The 19,756-nt window shown below is 62.5% G+C and carries 21 protein-coding genes; 10 read left to right on the top strand and 11 right to left on the bottom strand.

Annotated features, from left to right (window positions below; genetic code table 11):
* Positions 1-152 precede the first annotated feature (152 nt).
* The 3 genes from OUZ45_RS05445 to OUZ45_RS05435 form a co-directional block, all read right to left on the bottom strand.
* Entirely contained in the window at positions 153-671 is a 519-nt protein-coding gene (locus OUZ45_RS05445; RefSeq protein ID WP_266168922.1) for a methylated-DNA--[protein]-cysteine S-methyltransferase, read from the bottom strand.
* Positions 672-675: 4 nt separating this feature from the next.
* Positions 676-2,184: a DNA-3-methyladenine glycosylase 2 family protein gene (locus OUZ45_RS05440; protein WP_266168921.1), complete on the bottom strand. Its 1,509-nt coding sequence runs from the start codon at positions 2,182-2,184 to the stop codon at positions 676-678.
* Positions 2,185-2,291: 107 nt separating this feature from the next.
* The gene (locus tag OUZ45_RS05435) at positions 2,292-2,867 is read right to left on the bottom strand and encodes a hypothetical protein (protein WP_266168920.1); all 576 of its coding nucleotides are present in this window, start codon (positions 2,865-2,867) and stop codon (positions 2,292-2,294) included.
* Positions 2,868-3,097: 230 nt separating this feature from the next.
* Between OUZ45_RS05435 and hutU the strand changes: the two genes are divergently transcribed.
* The 3 genes from hutU (at position 3,098) to OUZ45_RS05420 (ending at position 6,063) form a co-directional block, all read left to right on the top strand.
* Positions 3,098-4,768 (top strand): urocanate hydratase, encoded by a 1,671-nt coding sequence (gene hutU, locus OUZ45_RS05430; protein ID WP_266168919.1) that lies wholly within the window; start codon positions 3,098-3,100, stop codon positions 4,766-4,768.
* 242 nt (positions 4,769-5,010) lie between these two features.
* On the top strand, positions 5,011-5,442 hold the full coding sequence (locus OUZ45_RS05425) for a hypothetical protein (protein ID WP_266168918.1): 432 nt from the start codon (positions 5,011-5,013) through the stop codon (positions 5,440-5,442).
* Positions 5,443-5,646: 204 nt separating this feature from the next.
* A complete protein-coding gene (locus OUZ45_RS05420) occupies positions 5,647-6,063 on the top strand; it encodes a hypothetical protein (RefSeq protein ID WP_266168917.1) in 417 nt (138 codons plus the stop codon).
* A gap of 38 nt (positions 6,064-6,101) precedes the next feature.
* Here OUZ45_RS05420 and OUZ45_RS05415 read toward each other — a convergent pair whose 3' ends face one another.
* On the bottom strand, positions 6,102-6,635 hold the full coding sequence (locus OUZ45_RS05415) for a DinB family protein (protein ID WP_266168916.1): 534 nt from the start codon (positions 6,633-6,635) through the stop codon (positions 6,102-6,104).
* Positions 6,636-6,821: 186 nt separating this feature from the next.
* On the opposite strand from OUZ45_RS05415, the gene OUZ45_RS05410 reads away from it, so the two are divergent.
* Together OUZ45_RS05410 and OUZ45_RS05405 are read left to right on the top strand one after the other, a co-directional pair.
* On the top strand, positions 6,822-7,211 hold the full coding sequence (locus tag OUZ45_RS05410) for an MAPEG family protein (RefSeq protein ID WP_266168915.1): 390 nt from the start codon (positions 6,822-6,824) through the stop codon (positions 7,209-7,211).
* A gap of 93 nt (positions 7,212-7,304) precedes the next feature.
* Positions 7,305-8,279, top strand: coding sequence for an AraC family transcriptional regulator (locus OUZ45_RS05405; RefSeq protein WP_266168914.1), 975 nt, complete (start codon positions 7,305-7,307; stop codon positions 8,277-8,279).
* 136 nt (positions 8,280-8,415) lie between these two features.
* Here OUZ45_RS05405 and OUZ45_RS05400 read toward each other — a convergent pair whose 3' ends face one another.
* Positions 8,416-8,772, bottom strand: a complete 357-nt coding sequence (locus OUZ45_RS05400) for a DUF1428 domain-containing protein (RefSeq protein WP_266168913.1) — start codon at positions 8,770-8,772, stop codon at positions 8,416-8,418.
* A gap of 216 nt (positions 8,773-8,988) precedes the next feature.
* On the opposite strand from OUZ45_RS05400, the gene OUZ45_RS05395 reads away from it, so the two are divergent.
* Together OUZ45_RS05395 and OUZ45_RS05390 are read left to right on the top strand one after the other, a co-directional pair.
* On the top strand, positions 8,989-9,765 hold the full coding sequence (locus OUZ45_RS05395; protein WP_266168912.1) for an iron-containing redox enzyme family protein: 777 nt from the start codon (positions 8,989-8,991) through the stop codon (positions 9,763-9,765).
* Positions 9,766-9,831: 66 nt separating this feature from the next.
* The gene (locus OUZ45_RS05390; RefSeq protein ID WP_266168911.1) at positions 9,832-12,642 is read left to right on the top strand and encodes a putative bifunctional diguanylate cyclase/phosphodiesterase; all 2,811 of its coding nucleotides are present in this window, start codon (positions 9,832-9,834) and stop codon (positions 12,640-12,642) included.
* A gap of 675 nt (positions 12,643-13,317) precedes the next feature.
* On the opposite strand, the gene msrA is transcribed toward OUZ45_RS05390, so the two are convergent.
* Positions 13,318-14,028: a peptide-methionine (S)-S-oxide reductase MsrA gene (gene msrA, locus OUZ45_RS05385; RefSeq protein WP_266168910.1), complete on the bottom strand. Its 711-nt coding sequence runs from the start codon at positions 14,026-14,028 to the stop codon at positions 13,318-13,320.
* A 145-nt stretch (positions 14,029-14,173) separates the two neighbouring features.
* Between msrA and OUZ45_RS05380 the strand changes: the two genes are divergently transcribed.
* Entirely contained in the window at positions 14,174-14,995 is an 822-nt protein-coding gene (locus tag OUZ45_RS05380) for an arylamine N-acetyltransferase family protein (RefSeq protein WP_266168909.1), read from the top strand.
* Between the two features lie 76 nt (positions 14,996-15,071).
* Entirely contained in the window at positions 15,072-15,473 is a 402-nt protein-coding gene (locus tag OUZ45_RS05375; protein ID WP_266168908.1) for a hypothetical protein, read from the top strand.
* Positions 15,474-15,825: 352 nt separating this feature from the next.
* Here OUZ45_RS05375 and OUZ45_RS05370 read toward each other — a convergent pair whose 3' ends face one another.
* Genes OUZ45_RS05370 through OUZ45_RS05360 form a run of 3 tightly spaced genes read right to left on the bottom strand, consistent with a single transcriptional unit; the run spans position 15,826 to position 16,958 of the window.
* Positions 15,826-16,053, bottom strand: a complete 228-nt coding sequence (locus tag OUZ45_RS05370; RefSeq protein WP_266168907.1) for an RNA-binding S4 domain-containing protein — start codon at positions 16,051-16,053, stop codon at positions 15,826-15,828.
* A 24-nt stretch (positions 16,054-16,077) separates the two neighbouring features.
* Positions 16,078-16,536, bottom strand: coding sequence for a barstar family protein (locus tag OUZ45_RS05365; RefSeq protein ID WP_266168906.1), 459 nt, complete (start codon positions 16,534-16,536; stop codon positions 16,078-16,080).
* Complete coding sequence (locus tag OUZ45_RS05360) at positions 16,533-16,958, bottom strand: guanyl-specific ribonuclease (RefSeq protein WP_266168905.1); 426 nt, start codon at positions 16,956-16,958, stop codon at positions 16,533-16,535. Before OUZ45_RS05360 ends, OUZ45_RS05365 begins: the two co-directional genes overlap by 4 nt.
* A 177-nt stretch (positions 16,959-17,135) precedes the next feature.
* Here OUZ45_RS05360 and OUZ45_RS05355 point away from each other — a divergent pair, with 177 nt between their 5' ends.
* Positions 17,136-17,666 (top strand): hypothetical protein, encoded by a 531-nt coding sequence (locus OUZ45_RS05355; protein ID WP_266168904.1) that lies wholly within the window; start codon positions 17,136-17,138, stop codon positions 17,664-17,666.
* A 67-nt stretch (positions 17,667-17,733) separates the two neighbouring features.
* Here OUZ45_RS05355 and OUZ45_RS05350 read toward each other — a convergent pair whose 3' ends face one another.
* Both OUZ45_RS05350 and OUZ45_RS05345 read right to left on the bottom strand, forming a co-directional pair.
* Positions 17,734-18,990, bottom strand: coding sequence for a TIGR03862 family flavoprotein (locus OUZ45_RS05350; protein WP_266168903.1), 1,257 nt, complete (start codon positions 18,988-18,990; stop codon positions 17,734-17,736).
* A gap of 4 nt (positions 18,991-18,994) precedes the next feature.
* Entirely contained in the window at positions 18,995-19,543 is a 549-nt protein-coding gene (locus tag OUZ45_RS05345; protein WP_266168902.1) for a YaeQ family protein, read from the bottom strand.
* Between the last annotated feature and the right edge of the window lie 213 nt (positions 19,544-19,756).

The following is a 19,756-nucleotide window of genomic DNA, read 5'->3' as shown; positions in this document are numbered from 1 at the left end:
CTGGCCTGACACCTGTAGGAGCGCACCCTGTGCGCGAAGGGGGCGGACGCCCCCTGTGGTGTATCACCGCTTAGCAAGCGAAGCGCTTTCCAATCATGCCTGTTATGCAGGGGGCTGGCGCCCCCTTTCGCGCACAGGGTGCGCTCCTACAGTCAGGGCATGGCGAACAGGTCGCCGTGCGCGACACGATCTTCCATCGACAACAAAAAGCGCTTGGTCGGCAAGCCGCCGCCGAAACCGGTGAGGCTGCCGTCGCTGCCGATCACTCGATGGCAGGGCAAGACGATAGGTAGCGGGTTGCGGCCATTTGCGGCGCCGACGGCGCGCACCGCCAGCGGCTGACCGATGCGGCGTGCGAGGTCGGCATAGCTGATCGTCACGCCATACGGAATCCGTCCCAGTTCGTGCCAGACCTCTAGCTGGAATGGCGTGCCCACCGGATGCAGGCGCAGATCGAAGCACTGCCGATCCCCAGCGAAATATTCATCCAGTTGGCGCCGTACTGCGGCCAGCGGTTCCGCGGCGCGTATCCAGCTAGGGTCCGGCGTCTTCTTGTGACGGCCGGTTTCGAACCAGATCTCGCGCACACCCTGCGCGTCGGCGACCAGTCGCAGGCAGCCGATCGGCGTGGGCATCTCGTCGTACCAGATGGGGGCGTTCGCATTCGGCATGCACTTATCTCCTGGTCTTTGCCGGCTTTGCACGCGCGGCTGCAGTGTCGCTGGCGCTGCGCCACAGATGCATCACGGCGTAAGCGCGCCAGGGGCGCCAGGCTTCGGCCAGGTTGGTGAGGGCCTTGGTGCTTAGCTCGGGGCCGTCGGGAGCGGCGGCGCGGCGCAGGATCAGATCGGCGGCGGGAAAAGCGTCGGGATGGCTCAGCGCGCGCATCGCCATATAGTGCGCGGTCCATTCGCCGATGCCGGCCAGCTCCACCCAGCGTGCAACGAATTCGTCCAACGGCTGTTCGCTGCGGAAATCGATGCGGCCATCCAGCAATGCCTGGGCGACGCCGCGCACGGTGGCGGCACGCGCCGTGGTCAGGCCGACTTCGCGCAGATCGGCTTCGACCAGCAGCTCCGGGCCAGGGAACAGGCGCTCCAGACCGGGAACGGTTGGTGTGTTCACAGGCGTCCCGTAGCGCTGCACGATGCGCGTCGCCAGCGTGCGCGCCGCCGCGACACTGACTTGCTGGCCGAGAACCGCACGCACGGCAATCTCGAAGCCGTCCCAGCCGCCCGGCAGGCGCAGGCCGGGGCGCCGCTGGTGCATGGGTTTCAATACCTTGCTGGCGTGCAATACGTCGCCGATGGATTGCGGGTCCGCGTCCAGATCGAACATGCGGCGTAGCTTGGTCACCACGCCGAGCATCTGTGCCGGTTGCGGACAATGCAGCTGCAATTGCAGCGCGTGCTCGTCGCCGGGCCAGGCGCTCAGCCGCAACCAGCCAGGGGCTTCGGCAGGGCCGAACACGCGTGCGTAGCTATGTTCGTCGACTTGCTCCACACCGGGCAGCGAGCGCGTGCGCAGGAAGCTCAGGATCGCTTCGAAGTCATAAGGCGGGCGATAGCCGAGGCGCAAGGTCAAGGCATCGCCGGTCGCCTTGGTGGGATGCCGCCGCAGCTCGCGCGGCGGCATGCGATTCGCTTGCTGAAACGCGGCGTTGAAACGGCGCAAGCTGCGGAAGCCCGATGCCAGCGCGACGTCCGTCACCGGCATGTTCGTCTCCGTCAGCAACTGTTTTGCGAACAGCAGGCGACGGGTGGTGTGCACGCTGATCGGCGGCGCGCCGAGCCGTTCCACGAACAAACGACGCAGCTGCCGCCCGCCGATGCCGACGCGCTGCGCGATCTGCTCCAGCGAGTCCTGCTCCAAGGAGTTCTGTTCCATCAGCTTCAGCGTGCGGGCGATGACGTGGTCGCCGCGTTGCCATGCGTCATTCCCCGGCGCCAGCTCCGGCCGGCAGCGCAAGCAAGGGCGGAATCCGGCCGCTTCCGCCGCCGCGGCGCTGGCGTAATAGCGCACGTTCTCCGGTTTTGGCGACGGGGCAGGGCATACCGGCCGGCAGTAGATCCGCGTGCTGGTGACGGCGGTGAAGAACAGGCCGTCGAAGCGCGCGTCGCGGCTCAGTCGGGCCTGATCGCAAATGCGTGGGTCGGGAAGATGGGGGGCGTGGGTGTCTTGCATGGGTGCAGGCTAGCACCCTCCGAAGACATCGACTCGCCGTTTTCGGACATCGATACAAAGCCGGCCGGCGTTGGGCGCCGGCCGGGTGCAAGTACTCAGGATCTGGCTTATTTCACGGGCGCCATCAAGTGCTCATACGGCGTGCCTGCCCACATGATGTAGGGCATGGATGTATCCGGGTCTGCCTTCTTCGGATACGTGCTGTAGAACGCCGCGTCCGCGCCGACGATCATGAAATGTGGCCCGGTCTTGATCCAATGGTTGCCAGCGTCGGGCTTCTGCGCATACGGATCGGTGTTGCTCGCATCCGTGCCGCCCGTGAGCATGTACATCATGCCGACCTTGCCGGCCGTCGGTGGCTTGTGGTCCATGTACGCCTGGACCCATTCCATCGCGTTCTTGTCCATGCACATGGCAGCCGGGCCTGGAATCGCCGGATTGTCCGGCATGCAGGTGAAATCGTTCGTGCCTTTGCGCAGCGTGCGCATCTTGCCATCCTTGTCCACGACAATGATGGTCGCACCTTTCGCAACCCCTGCCGGCGCCGCGCGCATCGCACTGGCGATCATGTCGGCATCGCTGGGGGCATGCTTTTCCGCTTTTTCCGCGGCCGTTGCGCCGCCCATGACCATGAGCAGGGCGACCATGGCGGCGGTCCGGTACATCGAGCCTGTCGCACTCATATGACCTCCCGGGAGGTGAGTCGCGCCGGTCTTTCCCAGATTCCCGAACAGGAGTCTGGTCCGCTGGTTGCGGTGCGGCAATCAGCCAAACGGATGGCCTGGCGGGCCTGGCCGGCGGGGCAGAGGAGGCTGTATCGATGGCGTTACAGCAGGTTTTGCCGCAGTGCAGTTGGCGATGGCAAAACCGCACGCCCATAATCGGGGGTCTTCCCCGTTGTTCAGGATTTCCGATGAATGCCCCGACGCGTATCGACACCACCCGCACCATCCGTGCCCCGCGCGGCAGCGAACTGAGCTGCAAGAGCTGGCTCACCGAGGCGCCGTTCCGCATGCTGCAGAACAACCTTGACCCCGAGGTGGCGGAAAACCCGGCCGAGCTGGTGGTCTATGGCGGCATCGGTCGTGCCGCGCGCAACTGGGAATGCTTCGACGCGATCCTGCGCGCACTGCGCGAACTCAACGACAACGAGACGCTGCTGATCCAGTCCGGCAAGCCGGTCGGTGTATTCCCGACCCATGCCGATGCCCCGCGCGTGCTGCTCGCCAACTCCAACCTGGTGCCGGCCTGGGCGAACTGGGAGCACTTCAACGAGCTCGATAAGAAGGGCTTGATGATGTACGGCCAGATGACGGCCGGTTCGTGGATCTACATCGGTTCGCAGGGCATCGTGCAAGGTACCTACGAAACCTTCGTTGAGATGGGGCGCCAGCATTACGGCGGCAGCCTCAAGGGCAAGTGGATTCTCACCGCCGGCCTCGGCGGCATGGGCGGCGCGCAGCCGCTGGCCGCGACGCTGGCAGGCGCCTGTTCGCTCAACATCGAATGCCAGCAGAAGAGCATCGATTTCCGCCTCAAGACCCGTTATGTGGACGAGCAGGCGACCGATCTCGACGACGCGCTTGCCCGCATCGCGAAATACACCGCTGCCGGTGAAGCGAAATCCATCGCGCTGCTCGGCAATGCGGCCGACGTGCTGCCGGAGCTGGTGCGTCGCGGCGTGAAGCCGGATGCCGTCACCGACCAGACCAGCGCGCACGACCCGGTCAACGGCTATTTGCCCAGCGGTTGGACGGTGGATCAGTGGTTCGAGCGCCGCAAGAGCGACCCGGCCGGCACCGCCAAAGCCGCCAAGCAATCCATGCGCACGCACGTGGAAGCGATGCTCGCCTTCCACGCGCAGGGCATTCCGACGTTCGACTACGGCAACAATATCCGCCAGATGGCGAAGGACGAAGGGCTGTCGAACGCGTTTGCGTTCCCTGGGTTCGTGCCGGCGTTCGTGCGCCCGTTGTTCTGTCGTGGCGTGGGTCCGTTCCGCTGGGTCGCGCTTTCCGGCGATCCGGAAGACATCTACAAGACCGACCAGAAAGTGAAGGAGCTGATCCCCGACGATCCGCACCTGCACCGCTGGCTGGATATGGCCAAGGAGCGCATCAGCTTCCAGGGTTTGCCGGCGCGTATCTGCTGGGTTGGCCTGGGCCTTCGCCACAAACTCGGCCTCGCCTTCAACGAGATGGTGCGCAACGGCGAGCTGAAAGCGCCGGTCGTGATCGGCCGCGACCACCTCGACTCTGGCTCCGTCGCCAGCCCCAACCGCGAAACCGAGGCGATGAAGGACGGCAGCGATGCCGTGTCCGATTGGCCGCTGCTCAACGCCATGTTGAATGTCGCCGGTGGCGCCACCTGGGTGTCGCTGCACCACGGCGGCGGTGTCGGCATGGGGTATTCGCAGCACTCCGGCGTGGTGATCGTCTGCGACGGTACGGAGGCGGCTGATAAGCGCATTGCCCGCGTGCTGTGGAACGACCCGGGCACCGGTGTCATGCGGCACGCGGATGCCGGTTATGAGATTGCCGTGGATTGTGCAAAAGAGCAGGGCTTGAAATTGCCCATGGCGTGAGCGCTTCGAGGCTCTAATCAGGTTTCATTACGCCCTCATTATTGAGGGCGTAATGCTTTTAGGGGGGGGCAAGAAGTTAAAGCCAGGCGGAGATTCATGTTCCGGCGTTTCAAAGTTTTCGCGGCGGGTCAATGTTTCTCGTCGAATCATGACTAAAGTCATGTATTCAGCACGATTTATTTTCCGGATTATTGCCAGGGCACGTGTCTGTTGTTCTCTAGGGGCGCTACAGGAGGTGTGCGATGGTCAGGCTTTTTGCAACAGCCATGGTGGTATGTGTTCTTGCCGGGTGCGCGACGACGGACAAGAGCTACAGCAAGATCGATACGAACGCGATTACCTCGTTCAAGCCCGGCGAAACCACCAGGGCCCAGGCAGAGGCTGCATTGGGACAGCCATTTCAAACGGCCCACATGCCCAATGGCATGGAGCTGCTGCAATATGTGACCAAGGAACGGGACCTGACGGTGGACGATACGCCCACGACAGGTTCGACGATTCCCAAGCATGCAGACAAAATCACTTTCACGATGCTGACCTTCGACAAGAGCGGTCATTTCATTCGCTGGTGGTCCGGCACGAAACATCCGGACGAAAAGGAATGGCCTAGCGATCTGAGGGGACTGCAGAGCAGTGATGTGCAATGGACACCCACGTCCGTGCCTGCGCATTGATCGCTTGAACGGTGGCGCTAAGTCACCTCGTGTTTTTTGCAAAAACGGTTTTGAGTGCTTCGCACGGCACTTTTACTGGATGACCAGCTTCGCTGTTGTGAAGCGCCTCCGGCCCGCGCCGGAATGACGGCTCAAAACGAGGGGTACATCAGGATCTGAGTGTGTGTTCGTTGTTCGATATCGAGACACAACAGGAGGTGTGCAATGGTCAGGCTTTTTGCAACCGCGGTGGTGGTGCTGGTACTCGCAGGGTGTGCGACCACGAACACGAGATACAGCAAGATTGATCAGAACGCGATTGCCTCATTCAAGCCCGGGGCGACCACAATGGCCGAGGCCGAGGCGGTCTTGGGAAAACCGTTCCAGTCAGCGCAAATGCCCGATGGCACCGAACAGCTTGAATATCTATCCAAAGTACAGGATTCGGCGGCAGATGCCATGCCTATCACAGGCACTGCGATTCCCAGGCGTGTCGACAAGATCGTCGCCACCATGCTTAGTTTCGACAAGGGCGGGCACTTCATCAGTTCCTGGTCCAACACCAGTGCTGGCGGCAATCCTTGGCCGAGCGATCTAGGAAAGCTGCAGAGTGGAGATTTTCGATGGGCGCCAGGGCGCTGAGGGCTTGGCTCCGCTGCCGTAGGCGCGACAACTCCAACCTACTCGTCAGGTACCAACGCCAGCAGATCAGTCACTCCCACATCGATGCCCGCCTGACTGAGCAGGGTGGTGGCTTGTCCCCGGTGATGGGTCTGGTGATTGAAGAAGTGCTGCATCAGCGGCCCGAGTGCCTTGGTGAAGACCCGGCCTGATCGATTCGTATAAGTCAGCGGTTGCTGATAGGTGGCGTCTGTGGCTTCCAGGGAAAGGCTGATGATGATGTCGTCCAATGCGAGCCGGGCGGCGCGCAGCGTGTCGAACTCAGCATGCAGCAGCTCTGCCTGCGCATAGGGGTGCGGCATGCTTCGTATGGGTTCCAGTGCGCGGAACGCCGCGGGGTGGTTGGCAAAGTGTTTCAGCCCGATGGTGTCGGCCCGAAGCAGGTGATGGAGTGTGCCGAACACCGAGCCGAAGAAGGCGCCTTTGTCCGCATGCAGGGTTTCCGCGTCCAGCCGGGATGATGCCTCATAGAGCTTGGCGTTCATCCACTGGTTGTAGATGGCCATCCATTCAAAGTGGTGTTTGAGCGACATAAGCATTCCGGGGAATAGGGGCAACATGCCGGTTGGACCGGGGCGAGGCATTTTCGCCGAAGCGCTGGGGCGCTGCGAGTCGCTTTCATCGCATTCACTGGGGCTGGCCGGGACGTTGACCGATAGACCACACCGGCTTGCGAATAACGGTGCATGATTCGGCCACATCCACCACGGGAGGGCGTCATGGCGATCGAGCTGAAGATGTTGGGGTGGTCTGTCGTTCTTGGTTTGGTCTACGTGTTGATTGCCGCCGCGCTGTCCACGCAGCAGCGCGGAATCAAATGGAATGCCGGCAATCGCGACGGCGAGCCCAAGCCGTTGACGGGCATTGCCGCTCGGGCTGATCGGGCGAGTCGCAATTTTCTGGAAACGTTTGCGTTCTTCGCCGTCGCAGTGCTGGCAGTGGTCATCGCGCAACGAAACACGGCGAGCACGGCACTTGGCGCCGAGATCTATGTCTGGGCACGCGTTGCCTATTTACCCGTTTATCTCGCGGGTATTCCCTATCTGCGCACGCTGATCTGGGGCGTCTCGTTTTGGGGACTGATACAGGTACTTACCGGATTGTGGTGACGCCTGCGTTGAATAGATCAGAGCATCCCCAAGGATCGAGGTGCCGGCGGGATGATCAAGCTCGCTTATGCGAGTGAGATATGCTTTTTACCCATGCATACCTATAGCGCTTATCTCGCCCGCATCCATCGAGTGTTCGACTACATCGACGCGCATCTGGCGGAGTCGCTCGACCTCGACGCGTTGGCGAAGGTGGCGCATTTCTCGCCGTATCACTTCCATCGCATCTTCAAGGCGATGGCGGGCGAGACATTGGCCGAGCGGGTGCGTCGGCGGCGGGCGGAAGTGGCGGCGACGCGCTTGGTCGCCATGCCGGACGTCACCGCGTCGAGGATCGCGATGGATGTCGGTTTCGCCTCGCCCGAGGTATTTACGCGCGCGTTCCGCAGCTATTTCGGGATGACGCCCACGGTATGGCGCGGTGGCGGCTATCTGGCCTGGAGCGTTGTGCATCGAGAGGCGCTCAGCAAGATTCATCAAGCCGAAAGCAAGAAGCATCAAGTCGTTTTGGACGCGATCCGTAAGGATGCGGGCATGTGGCCGCACGGCCATGTTCCCGCCACTGGAGATACGCCCATGAATGTCGAGATCAAGAAATTTTCAGACGCCCGCGTCGCCTATATGCGTCATGTGGGGCCCTACGGAAGCGCCAGCATCTCGCAGATGTGGCAGCGCTTCGGTGGCTGGTGCCGGGAGCAGGGGCTTATCCCGCCGCCTCGTCTGATGTACGGCGTGTGCCTGGACAATCCCGGCATGACGCCAGCCGACAAGTTGCGCTACGACGCCTGCATTGAGGTCGGGACCGACTTCAAGCCGCAAGGTGAAATCGGCGTGACGGCGCTGAAGGGCGGTAAGTACGCTTGTGCGTCATTCGCGGGTACCGCAGCTGAGATTGCCGGCGCTTGGGGGCGTTTTGTATCCGACTGGCTTCCGGCCAGTGGCTACGTCATCGACACCAGCGATGAGGCGCGTTGTGCCATGGAGCTTTACGGCAAGGATTTCAAAATGGACAAGGACACCGGCGTATTCAACTGCGAGCTGTGCCTGCCGGTACGGCATGCCGTCTAGCGCGTTTACGATCAAGACTTCCAAGGCCGTATGTGCGCTTGTTGTTTGTGCCGGGTTGCGCGCAACCCGGCACAAACACTTCATCGTTTTCGCATCGTTCGCACAAGCGGCGCTGACAAGGCCGGACACGTGAAGGTTACAGCTGCACGATAGGTTTGAACCCACCCCAGAACATGCGCATGCCGTCGAACGGAAGCGTCTTCGCGCTCATTCCGGCCACGCGAGGGTCGGCCATCACTTTCTTGTTGATGCGATCGCGCTGGGCGCGCGACTTGTACACGATCCAGGAAAACACCACCACCTCGTTCGGTTTGAGCTTCACGGCTTGCGGGAATGAGGTCTGCTTGCCCGGCTTTACGTCGTCGGCAACGCACTCGATGTATTCCAGCGCGCCATGCTCGCGCCAGACGTTTCCCATTTTGCGGGCAAGGCGGCGGTAAGCGGCCAGGTTTTTCTTTGGAACCGGTACAACGAATCCATCGATGTAGCTCATACAGATCCTCCGAAAAATAAAAGAAGTCGTCCGATAGCGGCCAGTGCGCCACGGCCTCGGAATGATGCGCCTGTCCCCCGCGAGTTGCGACCTGCCCGAAAGCTCAGTGTTCGCCAGCGCACCAGCAGCGAAGACTATGCGGCACCGGTGTCGCTCTGACACCGGGCGCCGGCCACGTGCCGGTGAAGATCAGAAGAGCCAACACTGGAGAGCAGTATGAAAACTCAATTCGAACGCACCGGCGCGCTGACCGAGCTGAGCAGCTACCCCATCTGGGCGCAAGACATGATCGCTGCCTGCGAAGCAGCGAAACGGGGAGTGGTGGACCACGAGTTGTGGACGGTGATGGGGGAAGCCCGTCTTGACGCCATCTCCACACGTGATTTCATGGTGGGCGTCTGGCCGGTTATTGAGCGGTTTCCGGCCTACATGGCACTAAACCTGCTTAAGACAAAGTACGGCAGGAGCCCGGGCGAGAGCATGGCCCGGCGCTGGCTGGTCCGGAATATCCGCGTGGAGCAGAATCATGCCGAGTATTGGCTCAACTGGGCAGAAGGCGCAGGCGTTTCCCGGGACGAGGTACTGCATGGGAAGGCGCCCCATGGCACGGAAACACTGGCCGACTGGTGCGAGCAGGTCAGCAGCAAAGCCGCGCTGGCAGCAGGTGTCATCGCTACCAACTATGCGGTGGAGGGAGCCACGGGCGAATGGTCGCAAAAGATCTATGAGAGCACCGCGTATGCGGAGAGCTTCACAACAGACATACGGGCCCACAGCTTACGCTGGTTGCAGCTGCATGCCGCGTACGACGATACCCATCCCTGGGAGGCGCTGGAGATAGTGTGTACGCTCATGGGCACGGCGCCGATGCCCGCTGAGGTAGCGTATCTGGAAGAATGCGTACGACGTAGCTACGTCAGCATGCGGATCACGTTGGATCGTTGTATGGATGTGCGGCAGGAGCCGTGGGCGGTGAGTGAAGCCGCAGCCTGAATAGCGTGATCGCCGGGCGATACGCATCGACAGGCAGCGGACGTCAGAGAGAGGATACAGGACGCGATGCGTAGCGCTCGTACTGGCTTGCGAAGCCCCTTGCTGCAGCGGTTGATGCCGCTGGCCTATGGGTTGGCGGCCATGATCGGGCTCATTCTCGGCCTGACCTGGGGCGCTTTGCAGATCCAGGTGACTCTCGCCGGTTTTCTCAACGGCGAGAGTCTTTGGTCCAAGGCCCAGAAGCAGGCCGTGATCGATGTCGAAAACTATGCCGTCAAAGGCGATCCAGCCGATCTGGCTAGTTTCAAGAGAAACTACGCGGTGGTGCAGTCGGACCGCTGGGCGCGTGACGCCATTGCCGGCGGTCACTACGACAAGGAGCAGGTGTTCCAGGCATTCCGTCGCGGTGGCGTGATTCCCTCGGCGATTCCGGGCATGGTGTTCATGCTGCAGTACTTTGCCGGTGCGCCCAACATGCGTGAGGCGATGGAGGCGTGGCATTCGGTAGACGACCAGATCGCCGAACTCGACACCATCGCCAACGAACTCGAATACCAGTACGCGCATGGCGGCTTGTCCAACCAGGAGCTGGTGCGACAGCGCGAGCGCATCCATGTGCTGAATCAGTTCATCGAGCCGCGCAGCAACCGCTTCTCGGTATATATCGCCAAAGGCGCGACCTGGCTGGGGCAGGTGCTGTTCGCGTGCATGCTGCTGGTTACGGCGCTCGCTTCGCTCATCTGGTTCAGCATGGCGCGACGCACGCTGGCCGGCATACGTGGCACGGAAGAACGCTATCGACTGCTGTTCGATAGCGCGGCGTCGGCCATCGTGATGGTCGATGAGGGCACCGGCCACATCCTCGATGCCAATCGCATGACCACGAGCTGGACCGGGCGCAAGACCCATGAACTGGTCGGCGAGCCTTTTTCCCAACTGTTCGCCAGCGTCGGCTTCCCGCAAGAAGGCAGCATGAGTCTGCTGCGCGATGCCAACGGCGATACCCGTCCGGTCGAGATGCAAAGCGCGCTGGCCATGTGGGGCGAGCGCTCCGTGCGCCAGGCGATCATCAGCGACATTTCCGAGCGGGTGGAGATGGAGCATGAGCGTCGCATCGCTTCCAAGGCACTCGCCGGCATTGCCGAAGCCGTGATCATCGCCGATGCCGAACGTCGGGTCACGACGGTCAATGCGGCCTATACCCGGATTACCGGCTACGAGTTGCCGACGCGGCGTGACTGCCGTTTCGACGAAACGCGCCGGTTGCCCGATGGCTCGCCGCTGCCAGAGTCGGTATGGGAGACCGTTGCCAACGGTGGCAATTGGAAGGGTGAGGTATCGAGCCTTCGAAGCGACGGCAGCAGTTATCCCGAGCTATTGAGCATCAGCGCCATTCGCGATACGTACGGCTCGGTGCAGCACTACGTGGCGGTATTCACCGACATTACCGCCACCAAGGCCGACCGCCAGCGACTGGAGCACCTGGCCACGCACGACCCGTTGACTGGCTTGGTCAATCGCGCCGAGTTCGAGCGCCGGTGCGAGCAGGCCATTCTGTCCGCAACGCATGAGCGGAGTGCGGTGGCGGTGCTGTTTGTCGATCTGGATGCGTTCAAGGTGGTCAATGACAGCTACAGCCACGCGGTCGGCGACAGCCTGTTGGTGCAGGTGGCCGAACGCATTGAGCGCATGCTGGGCAAGCATGACATCGCCGGCCGCATCGGAGGCGATGAATTCACCGTGTTGCTGGGCAAGCTGGCCACACGCGAGGACGCGCGCGGCATGGTCAATCGCATGCTGGCCCGTCTGTCCGAGCCGATGATGGCGGCCGATTACGAAATCGTGCTCAGCGCCAGCATCGGCATTGCCGGCTTTCCGCTGGACGGTGGGGATCCCATCACGCTGATCACCAATGCCGATGCCGCGATGTACGTGGCCAAGACCGAAGAGCGCAACGCCTACCGCTTCTACACGCCGCTGATGCACGCCGACGCGCGCCGCCGCTTGATGCTGGGCGTGGATCTGCGACAGGCGCTGTCCAGAGACGAATTCCATCTGTACTACCAGCCGAATGTCGACCTGCGCAGCGGGCGTATTGTCGCCGTGGAGGCGCTGTTGCGCTGGCGTCATCCCGAACGCGGCATGCTGCTGCCCGATGAGTTCATTCCGATGGCCGAAAGCCTGGGGCTGATCCGCCAGATCGACGAATGGGTCATAGGCGAGGCCTGCGCGCAGCTGCGGCGATGGGACGATGCGCGCGTGCCGCCTTTGCGCATGGCTATCAATGTCTCGGCCAGCACCTTCGGGCATCGCTCCTTCATCGGCACGCTGGGCGCCGCGATGGATGCCCAGGGTTTGCCGGGCTCGCGCCTGCTCATCGAGATCACCGAGAGCGCCATTCTTCGCCTGGGCGAGCAGACCGACCGCGCCATGCACGCCTTGCATGCGCTGGGGGTGGGTGTAGCGATCGACGATTTTGGAACGGGCTATTCCTCGCTGGCCTATCTCAAGCTGTCGGCCGTTGCCGTTCTCAAGATCGACCGCTCCTTCATCAACGGTCTGCCGGAAGATACCAACAACGTGGCGATCACCGAAGCCATGCTGGCTATTGCGCGAAGCCTCAGCCTGCGCCCCATCGCCGAGGGCATCGAAACGCAGGAGCAGCACGATTTCCTGCTGCGCGCCGGTTGCGCCGAGGGGCAGGGATTCTTCTATGCCCGGCCGCAGCCGGCGGAAGAGATTGCGCGCATGGTGCAGCAATCCAACCCCCGGCACGCGGTCTCGCGGCTGCGATTGGTGCCCCCCGAGCACACCGGGTCGCGCTTTGAGCCTATTCAAAATGTTTCCAGGTCGCCCTTCCGCGATGGCGAGGATTGAGCCCCTCTCGACGGGACCTGATTGGTATCGAATCTCGGCTGGCGTTATTTTCTCCTCCCCCTGCTCGCAGTTGCCTCTTGTGTATAACTCAACGGGTGCATGAGCATATTTCTGCTTCCTCTCCCCCGTTCACCGATTTGTGCACGGGGAGAGAGGGTTGGGGTGAGGGGGGGCTCGCGACACCGCTTCTACTTCGTCGTCCCGGCGTAGGCCGGGACCCAGTGACTTATCGCTCGATTGTCGTGTCTGCGTGTTCTGGCTCGCCTGCGGCGGGCTTTCGAACCGCTGCCGCGGTCCGAGTCACTTTTCTCTGTTTGGCCAGAGAAAAGTAACCAAAAGAGAGGCCACCCCGGTTTCGCGCCCTCCGGCTTCGCCTGCGGGTCCGTGAGGTCTGGCCGGGCTTTTCGACACGACGTCCCTGTCGTGTCGAAAAGGCGCAGGCATCCATGCCTGCGCCCCCTTCGGGGCCTGATCGTCCAGCCCTCACCGCTGCACAGGGGACCCCCAAGAGCAAAAGCAACACCTCGCTCATCGGAAGTTCGCCATGTCCTGCCGGGCCGAAAGAGCGACTCCCTGCCGACGCGAGATGTGCACAAGAGACAGCGGCAGGCAGCGGGAGCATCGCGTCGGCTGAGACTCGACGCGAATCGAGCCGTCGGGAGAGGGGGCTCTTACTCAATGCAACTGCACATCCACCACGGTTTCCTCCGGCTTGTACATGGTGGGGAACAGTCGCTTCAGGTTTGTGACCTTCGGTGCATCGTTGAAGATGATGTAGGGCTCGTTGGGATGCAGCCGTGCGTAGTTCTGGTGATAGGCCTCGGCGGTATAGAAGGCTTTCAGTGGGGCGATCTGGGTGACGATGGGATCGGTGAACGCCTTGGCCTTGGTGAGCTGGTCGATATACGCGGTGGCGATGCGTTTCTGTTCGTCGTTGTTGTAGAAAATGGCCGAGCGATATTGCGTGCCGACATCCGGGCCTTGCCGATTGAGCTCGGTCGGATCGGTGGCCACCGAGAAGAACACACGCAGCAACTGGCCATAGCTGACCTGCGCGGGGTCGTAGACGATCTTCACCGACTCCGCGTGGCCGGTGTTGCCGGTGCCGACCAACTCGTAATGCGCGGTGTCGCCGTTGCCGCCGGCATAGCCGGCCCAGACTTTCTTCACGCCTTTCACATGCTCGAAGACGGACTCCACCCCCCAGAAGCAGCCGCCGGCCAACACGGCGGTCTGCTCACCATGGCTCGCCGCGTTGGCGGCATCCAACGCGGGTGGCGGCAGAGCGACGGCGGCGCTCGCCGCCGACAAACCGCAGGCGCTGACACCGGCCAGCGTGAGCATGCCCATGAGGGCGCGGAGGGGACGATGGCGGATGGTGGTCATGGCAGGGTTCTCCGTCGGCATGGCGCGTAGCGGTAGTTACGATGACTGATTCGTTGGATGGAGCCTGATGGTTACTTCGGGCAGGGGCTCCATGTGCGGCACGATGTTATCGTGCCGGCCTTTCATGGCTGCCGACGTTTCCTTCATGTCCCACACTTTCGACCTTGCGGCTTACCTGCACCGGATCGGCTACGACGCCCCGGTGAAGCCGGATCTCTCGACGCTGCGGGCGCTGGTGGCCGCACATGTCGCTGCAATCCCGTTCGAGAATCTGGATCCGCTGCTGGGCGTGCCCGTGGTGCTGGAACCGGCGCTGATCGAGAAGAAGCTGGTGCAGTCCGGACGCGGCGGCTACTGCTTCGAGCAGAACGCGTTGCTTCGTGGCGTCTTGAGCGCCATCGGCTTCGAAGTTGTCGGCCTGATAGCGCGTGTGCTGTGGGGACGCGAAGAGGATGCCATCACCGCGCAGAGCCATATGCTGCTGCGCATCGAGCTGGAAGGCGCGAGCTGGCTGGTCGATGTGGGGTTTGGCGGCCAGACGCTGACCGGCGCGCTGAAGCTGGAGGCGGATACGGTGCAGCCGAGCGCGCATGAGCCGTATCGGTTGATCCACGCCGACGGCGTATGGCGCATGCAGAGCCTGGTTCGCGACACCTGGTCCACGCTGTACCGCTTCGACCTGCAGCCGCGCTATCCGATCGACTACGTGGTGGCGAACCACTACAGCTCGACCTATCCCGAGTCGCACTTCCTGCACAGCCTGGTGGTGGCGCGCAGTGTCCCGGGTCGAAGGCTCGCCTTGCGCAATCGCGATTTCGTGGTGCATCACCTCGGCGGCGAATCGGTGCGGCGTACGCTGCGCGATGCCGCCGAGATACGTGAGGTGCTGGGGCGGGAGTTCCTGATTCGCGTTCCGGACCATCCGCTGCTGGATCAGCGTCTGGATGCGCTGCCAATGCCGGAGTAAAAAGCTTCCATCATTATCGGTACCCCGATTTAATGCCGATACAACGGCCCGTCATCTTTTGTTTTGGAACATGGTCATGCGCAGCGTACTTTCTTCGGCATTGATGCTGGCGGCATTTTCAGCGTGCGCTGCGCCATCGCCTTGCGATGGCGTAAGTCGTGAACTCACTTATGCGCAAAAGCAGGCCTGGGCACCTACCATTGCCAAACAATTGGGTTTCGCAAAAGTCGATGTGTTGCAGTCATTCAAGCTGGGTGCTTGGAATGTCATCTATGTTGATACACACGAGTCTGATGAAGCCTTTCTATTTTATGCACGCGACCCTCTGACTTCTCACTACGTCACCAAGTGGGGTGGTGCCGCCATGCAGGATGAGGAGCTAGATCTTAAGTTATGGATCAGCAGGAAGGCCCCGGGCATTCCGGAAAAGCTCGCCGGATGTTTTGCTTGGCATGTAACAAAGGATCGAGACTTGTGATTGCGTTGGCGTAATGCTCGCCAGCGGATCTTCATGAGATGTGGGATCGCTGCTCACCCCAACCCTTTCCACGGCGCCTGATTAACGTCGACTCACAGCTACGCGTGCTGTTAGCTCCCTCCCTTGCTTGCAGGGGAGGGCTGGGGAGGGGTAAGTACTTGAGAAAGCGTTTCGGGAGAGGTTTTCGCAAGGGTTCACCCCCTCCCAGCCTCCCCCTGCAAGCAAGGGGAGGGGCAAAACCGCACCAGCTGAGAGTCGGCGCTAATCAGGTCCCCGGCGGTGAGAGGGAGTTCAAACATGTTCGCGCTCACGTTGAGATGTGCACAAGAGACAGGGCTTTGCCGGAGGATACTTACCCCGCGGCGTGCACATGGATGGTGATGTCTTCCAATTGCACCACCTGGCCTGCGTGGATCTTGCAGGTCTTGCGCAGCTCCTGCGCGCCATCGACGTACACCATGCCGCTGGCCACGATCGCCTTGCCGGCGCCGCCGCTATCGCACAGGCCGACCAGCTTGAGCAGGTGGTTGAGTTCGACGTGGTCGCGGTCGGGATCGAGTTCGAAATCTAGTTCGTGCATGTAGCGGTTTCTCAGTTATCCGAGTCAGTTATCCGGGTCGTTGAAGGCCGGATCGTTGAAGGCATGTTCGGGGAGTGCAAAGAAGGCGAAGAAAGGCACGTTGTCGTCCAGCCAGCCTTCGGCCGCCTCGTCGAGGATATCCAGCAGCGTATCGAAGTCTTCCTCGTTCGCGTTGCGTAGATCCTCGGCGTGCTCGAACAGCAGCAGATAACCCGGCGCCTTCAGCCAGTCGAAGTCGCACACACAGTCCGCCAGCGCATCCCAGTTGTGGCCGAATGTGGCGGGCAGCTGCCACGAGTCGGCCAGGCGACGGAGCAAGTCGTCCTTGCCGCGGCAGTCCTTGAGGCTGGTGCGGCCGACGAACAGCGCCTGGCCAGTGGCCTGTGAGGCCAAGGGCTCCAGGTCGTCCTCGACGACAAAAAACACGCCGCCGCGGGCGGGGTCGGTCAGGTCGATCTCGGTATCGTTGTCTTGGTCGCTCATCGGTTGACCTGGAAGCTGTGGAAGGAGCGGTAGTGGTCGTCGGTGTAGTAGTAGATCACCGGAGGGTTACCGCCCGTGATGATGCGTCGCGCACCGCGATAGTCCAGTCCAGGCGTTTCCACCGTGTACTCGTGGTAATAGCCGTTGGGCTGTGACGGCAGGCGGCCTTCGCGGTTGCCGAAGACGGTGCCGTCCTGGCGGTGTTCGAACGGACCGCCGCGGACGATGCGCGCCACGGTGTCGCGTGCCTCGGGCGGCAGAAAGGAGGGCAGTGTCGCCGGCGTCTGGCTGGCACCTGCTGGCGTGGCCTGGCTGGTGGCCGCCGCGCGCATCGCGCCTGGCGGCGGGGTGGGGTGCCGGCTCCAGAAGATCGCCGCGGCGACAAGGATGGCGAGCAGGATCAGGGGCTTGAGGGAGCGCATGGGTGTTGACGGGTGAAGGGTGGGCGGCAGCTTATCAGGGGGATGTTATGGGAGGCCGAGTTTGAATCGGGCCCTCTCGCAGGCCGATCTTGCGACAAGACACACAATCATGGCCCTCAAGCGTTGAACCGTCATCGGTCCGGCTGTAGAGTCCAGCGCTTTGCCATGGGGGGAGCCATGTTCAAGCAAGTGCTGATGATGGGGGCGCTTACGCTGTCGCTGTGTGCCTGTGGAGGGCAGAAAACGCGTGAGACGGTGGCGTTGGATCCGTTGGTGGTGCCTGCGTCGGCGCCGTGGATCAGCGTGGAGCCAACGCAGGGTGACCTGCAGGTGCGCGGCATCGATGAGAAGGTGATCCTGAGTCCTTCGCGTCCGGTGTCGGAGGTGCTGCAGGCTCAGTTGCGCAGCGCCTTGCAGTCGGCCTACATGTCCAACCTCACCGTGGCTTGCGAGCATGTGAAGACCGATATGCGCGTGAAGCATGCGGACGACGCGCCGAGTATCGCGACGCTGGATGTCTCCATGCACTGCACCACCAATGCGCGCGGTTTCGTGACGCGCAGCGATCTTCACTCGCAGCCGTCGGCACCGGTATCCGCGCAGACTGACTACAGCAAACTGTTCGTCTCGCTGCTCGATGAAGCGTCCAAGGAGATGATCGGCAAGGTGCAGGCCGACATCGACGCTAGCAAGAGCAACCTGAAGTAAGAGCGCTTCAAGGTCTCCGGGCGACCGATGACCTAGCCCCTCTCCACTCGGGAGAGGGGTTAAAGGTTCAGCGCTGCAATTCCTTCAGCCAGTTGGCCGCACCCAAACCCGCCTTTCTCCCGCTGGCATAGCACGCGGTGAGCAGATAGCCGCCGGTTGGTGCTTCCCAGTCCAGCATTTCCCCGGCGCAGAACACGCCGGGCAGGGCGTTGAGCATCAACGCTTCGTTCATCGCTTCCAGTCGCACGCCACCGCCGCTGCTGATCGCTTCCTCGATCGGTCGCGCCCGCTTGAGATGCAAGGGCAGGCGCTTGATGGTGCGGGCGAGCAGCGCGATGTCGCTGAGTTGGGTCTTGTCGAGCACTTCATGCAGCAGCGCCGCCTTGACGCCGGTAAGGCCAGCCTGCCGGCGCAAATGCTCGCTGAGCGAGCGGTGGCCGCGCGGTTTGGCGAGATCCCGCTCCAGACGCTCCAGCGTGCGATCAGGCGCCAGGTCCAGTTGCAACGTGGTTTGACCGTGTTTGGCGATGGCGTCGCGCAGCGTGGCGGAGAGCGCGTAAATCAGGCTGCCTTCGATGCCGGTTTCGGTGATGACACATTCGCCCTGGCGCTGGTGGCCCAGGCCGTGGGCATCGCGCCAGTGCGCCACCACGGGTTTCAGCGGCGCACCCGCATGGCGGCTGGCGAGGAAGTCGCTCCAGCCGATGTCGAAGCCGCAATTGGACGGCTGCAACGGCGCGACATCCACGCCGCGCGCTGCCAGCCACGGCTGCCATGCGCCATCGGAACCCAGCTGCGGCCAGCTGCCGCCGCCGAGTGCCAGCACCGTGGCGTCAGCGCGTATCGCTCGCTCGCCGTCTGGCGTTGCAAAGCGCAGGGCGCCGTCGTCATGCCAGCCCAGCCAGCGATGATGCGCGTGGAAGCGCACACCGCTCTCGCGCAGGCGGTGTACCCAGCCGCGCAGCAAGGGCGCAGCTTTCAAGTCGCTAGGGAACACGCGACCCGAGCTGCCGACAAACGTTTCCACGCCTAGCCCACGCGCCCAGGCACGTAGGGCGTCGGCATCGAAATCGTCGAGCCACGCGCCGACTTCCTTCGCACGGGCGCCGTAGCGCTGGACGAAATCCGCTTTGGCTTCACCGTGCGTGAGGTTCATGCCGCCCTTGCCGGCGAGCAGGAATTTGCGCCCGACCGAGCCCTTGCCTTCGTACAGATCCACCGCGACACCGGCCTCACGCGCGGCTTCGGCGGCCATCAGTCCGGCGGGGCCGCCGCCGATGATGAGCAGTCCGGGAGCGGATGCGGTAGGCGCGGTTGGGTTCATGGCGTCAGCTGGCCATGCTCATGCGACGCACGGGTTCGACCGACACCGTGTTGGTCTCGCTCATCATCTGCAGTTGCGCATCCTGGATCAGGCATTGCAGCCGCATGCCGCGTTGAGTCAGCTCAAGCAGCGCTTCGACCGTGGCGGCGGGAATATCGAGCACGGTGAGGTTGCGATGGCGCGCCAGCGATGCACCGGTTTTGTCCCACCAGATGTCGGCGGTGCGTCCGCCGTAGTTGATCACCACGACCTGTTGCGCGCGACCACATGCCTTGCGAATGCGCGCCTCGTCCGGCTGACCCAGCTCGATCCATTGCTCGATCTCGCCGGTATAGGCCTTGCGCCAGAGGTCGGGCTCGTCGTCGGTGCTCAAGCCTTTGCCGAATTCCAGCCGGTCGTCAGCGTGGAGGGCGAAGGCGAGCAGGCGCACCATCAGGCGCTCTTCGGTTTCCGAGGGGTGGCGCGCGAGGGTGAGCGCATGGGTGGCGTAGTAGTGCCGGTCCATGTCGCTGATTTGCAGCTCGGCTTTGTAGATGGTGGCGTTGAGGGCCATGGGTGGGCGCCTGGATAAGGTAGCCGAGCATTGTAGGGCAGCATGAGCGCTTAGCCTCCTCTCCCCCGTTTACCGAGTTGTGCACGGGGGAGAGGATTGAGGTGAGCAACTGTGTTGGCAGTCAAGCGGATGTCGCATGTTCCAGATGCCACGAGGCGTTGTCGCGAACCATGGCGTTGAGCACGGTTAATAGCTTGCGCATGCAAGCGACGA

It is taken from the genome of Dyella subtropica, from assembly GCF_026283965.1.
Taxonomy (GTDB): Bacteria; Pseudomonadota; Gammaproteobacteria; order Xanthomonadales; family Rhodanobacteraceae; genus Dyella_D; species Dyella_D subtropica.
Note: the sequence above shows the minus strand (reverse complement) of the source record. Positions and strands in the feature narration are given on the sequence as shown.

Excerpts from the sequence above, each read along its gene's own strand:
- OUZ45_RS05435 (WP_266168920.1), bottom strand. The coding sequence starts at position 2,867 with ATGAGTGCGACAGGCTCGATGTACCGGACCGCCGCCATGGTCGCCCTG.
- OUZ45_RS05345 (WP_266168902.1), bottom strand. The coding sequence starts at position 19,543 with ATGGCCCTCAACGCCACCATCTACAAAGCCGAGCTGCAAATCAGCGAC.
- OUZ45_RS05445 (WP_266168922.1), bottom strand. The coding sequence starts at position 671 with ATGCCGAATGCGAACGCCCCCATCTGGTACGACGAGATGCCCACGCCG.
- hutU (WP_266168919.1), top strand. The coding sequence starts at position 3,098 with ATGAATGCCCCGACGCGTATCGACACCACCCGCACCATCCGTGCCCCG.
- OUZ45_RS05380 (WP_266168909.1), top strand. The coding sequence starts at position 14,174 with ATGTCCCACACTTTCGACCTTGCGGCTTACCTGCACCGGATCGGCTAC.
- OUZ45_RS05395 (WP_266168912.1), top strand. The coding sequence starts at position 8,989 with ATGAAAACTCAATTCGAACGCACCGGCGCGCTGACCGAGCTGAGCAGC.
- OUZ45_RS05375 (WP_266168908.1), top strand. The coding sequence starts at position 15,072 with ATGCGCAGCGTACTTTCTTCGGCATTGATGCTGGCGGCATTTTCAGCG.
- OUZ45_RS05360 (WP_266168905.1), bottom strand. The coding sequence starts at position 16,958 with ATGCGCTCCCTCAAGCCCCTGATCCTGCTCGCCATCCTTGTCGCCGCG.
- OUZ45_RS05420 (WP_266168917.1), top strand. The coding sequence starts at position 5,647 with ATGGTCAGGCTTTTTGCAACCGCGGTGGTGGTGCTGGTACTCGCAGGG.
- OUZ45_RS05390 (WP_266168911.1), top strand. The coding sequence starts at position 9,832 with ATGCGTAGCGCTCGTACTGGCTTGCGAAGCCCCTTGCTGCAGCGGTTG.
- OUZ45_RS05365 (WP_266168906.1), bottom strand. The coding sequence starts at position 16,536 with ATGAGCGACCAAGACAACGATACCGAGATCGACCTGACCGACCCCGCC.
- OUZ45_RS05415 (WP_266168916.1), bottom strand. The coding sequence starts at position 6,635 with ATGTCGCTCAAACACCACTTTGAATGGATGGCCATCTACAACCAGTGG.
- OUZ45_RS05440 (WP_266168921.1), bottom strand. The coding sequence starts at position 2,184 with ATGCAAGACACCCACGCCCCCCATCTTCCCGACCCACGCATTTGCGAT.
- OUZ45_RS05405 (WP_266168914.1), top strand. The coding sequence starts at position 7,305 with ATGCATACCTATAGCGCTTATCTCGCCCGCATCCATCGAGTGTTCGAC.
- OUZ45_RS05410 (WP_266168915.1), top strand. The coding sequence starts at position 6,822 with ATGGCGATCGAGCTGAAGATGTTGGGGTGGTCTGTCGTTCTTGGTTTG.
- OUZ45_RS05400 (WP_266168913.1), bottom strand. The coding sequence starts at position 8,772 with ATGAGCTACATCGATGGATTCGTTGTACCGGTTCCAAAGAAAAACCTG.
- OUZ45_RS05355 (WP_266168904.1), top strand. The coding sequence starts at position 17,136 with ATGTTCAAGCAAGTGCTGATGATGGGGGCGCTTACGCTGTCGCTGTGT.
- OUZ45_RS05370 (WP_266168907.1), bottom strand. The coding sequence starts at position 16,053 with ATGCACGAACTAGATTTCGAACTCGATCCCGACCGCGACCACGTCGAA.
- OUZ45_RS05350 (WP_266168903.1), bottom strand. The coding sequence starts at position 18,990 with ATGAACCCAACCGCGCCTACCGCATCCGCTCCCGGACTGCTCATCATC.
- msrA (WP_266168910.1), bottom strand. The coding sequence starts at position 14,028 with ATGACCACCATCCGCCATCGTCCCCTCCGCGCCCTCATGGGCATGCTC.
- OUZ45_RS05425 (WP_266168918.1), top strand. The coding sequence starts at position 5,011 with ATGGTCAGGCTTTTTGCAACAGCCATGGTGGTATGTGTTCTTGCCGGG.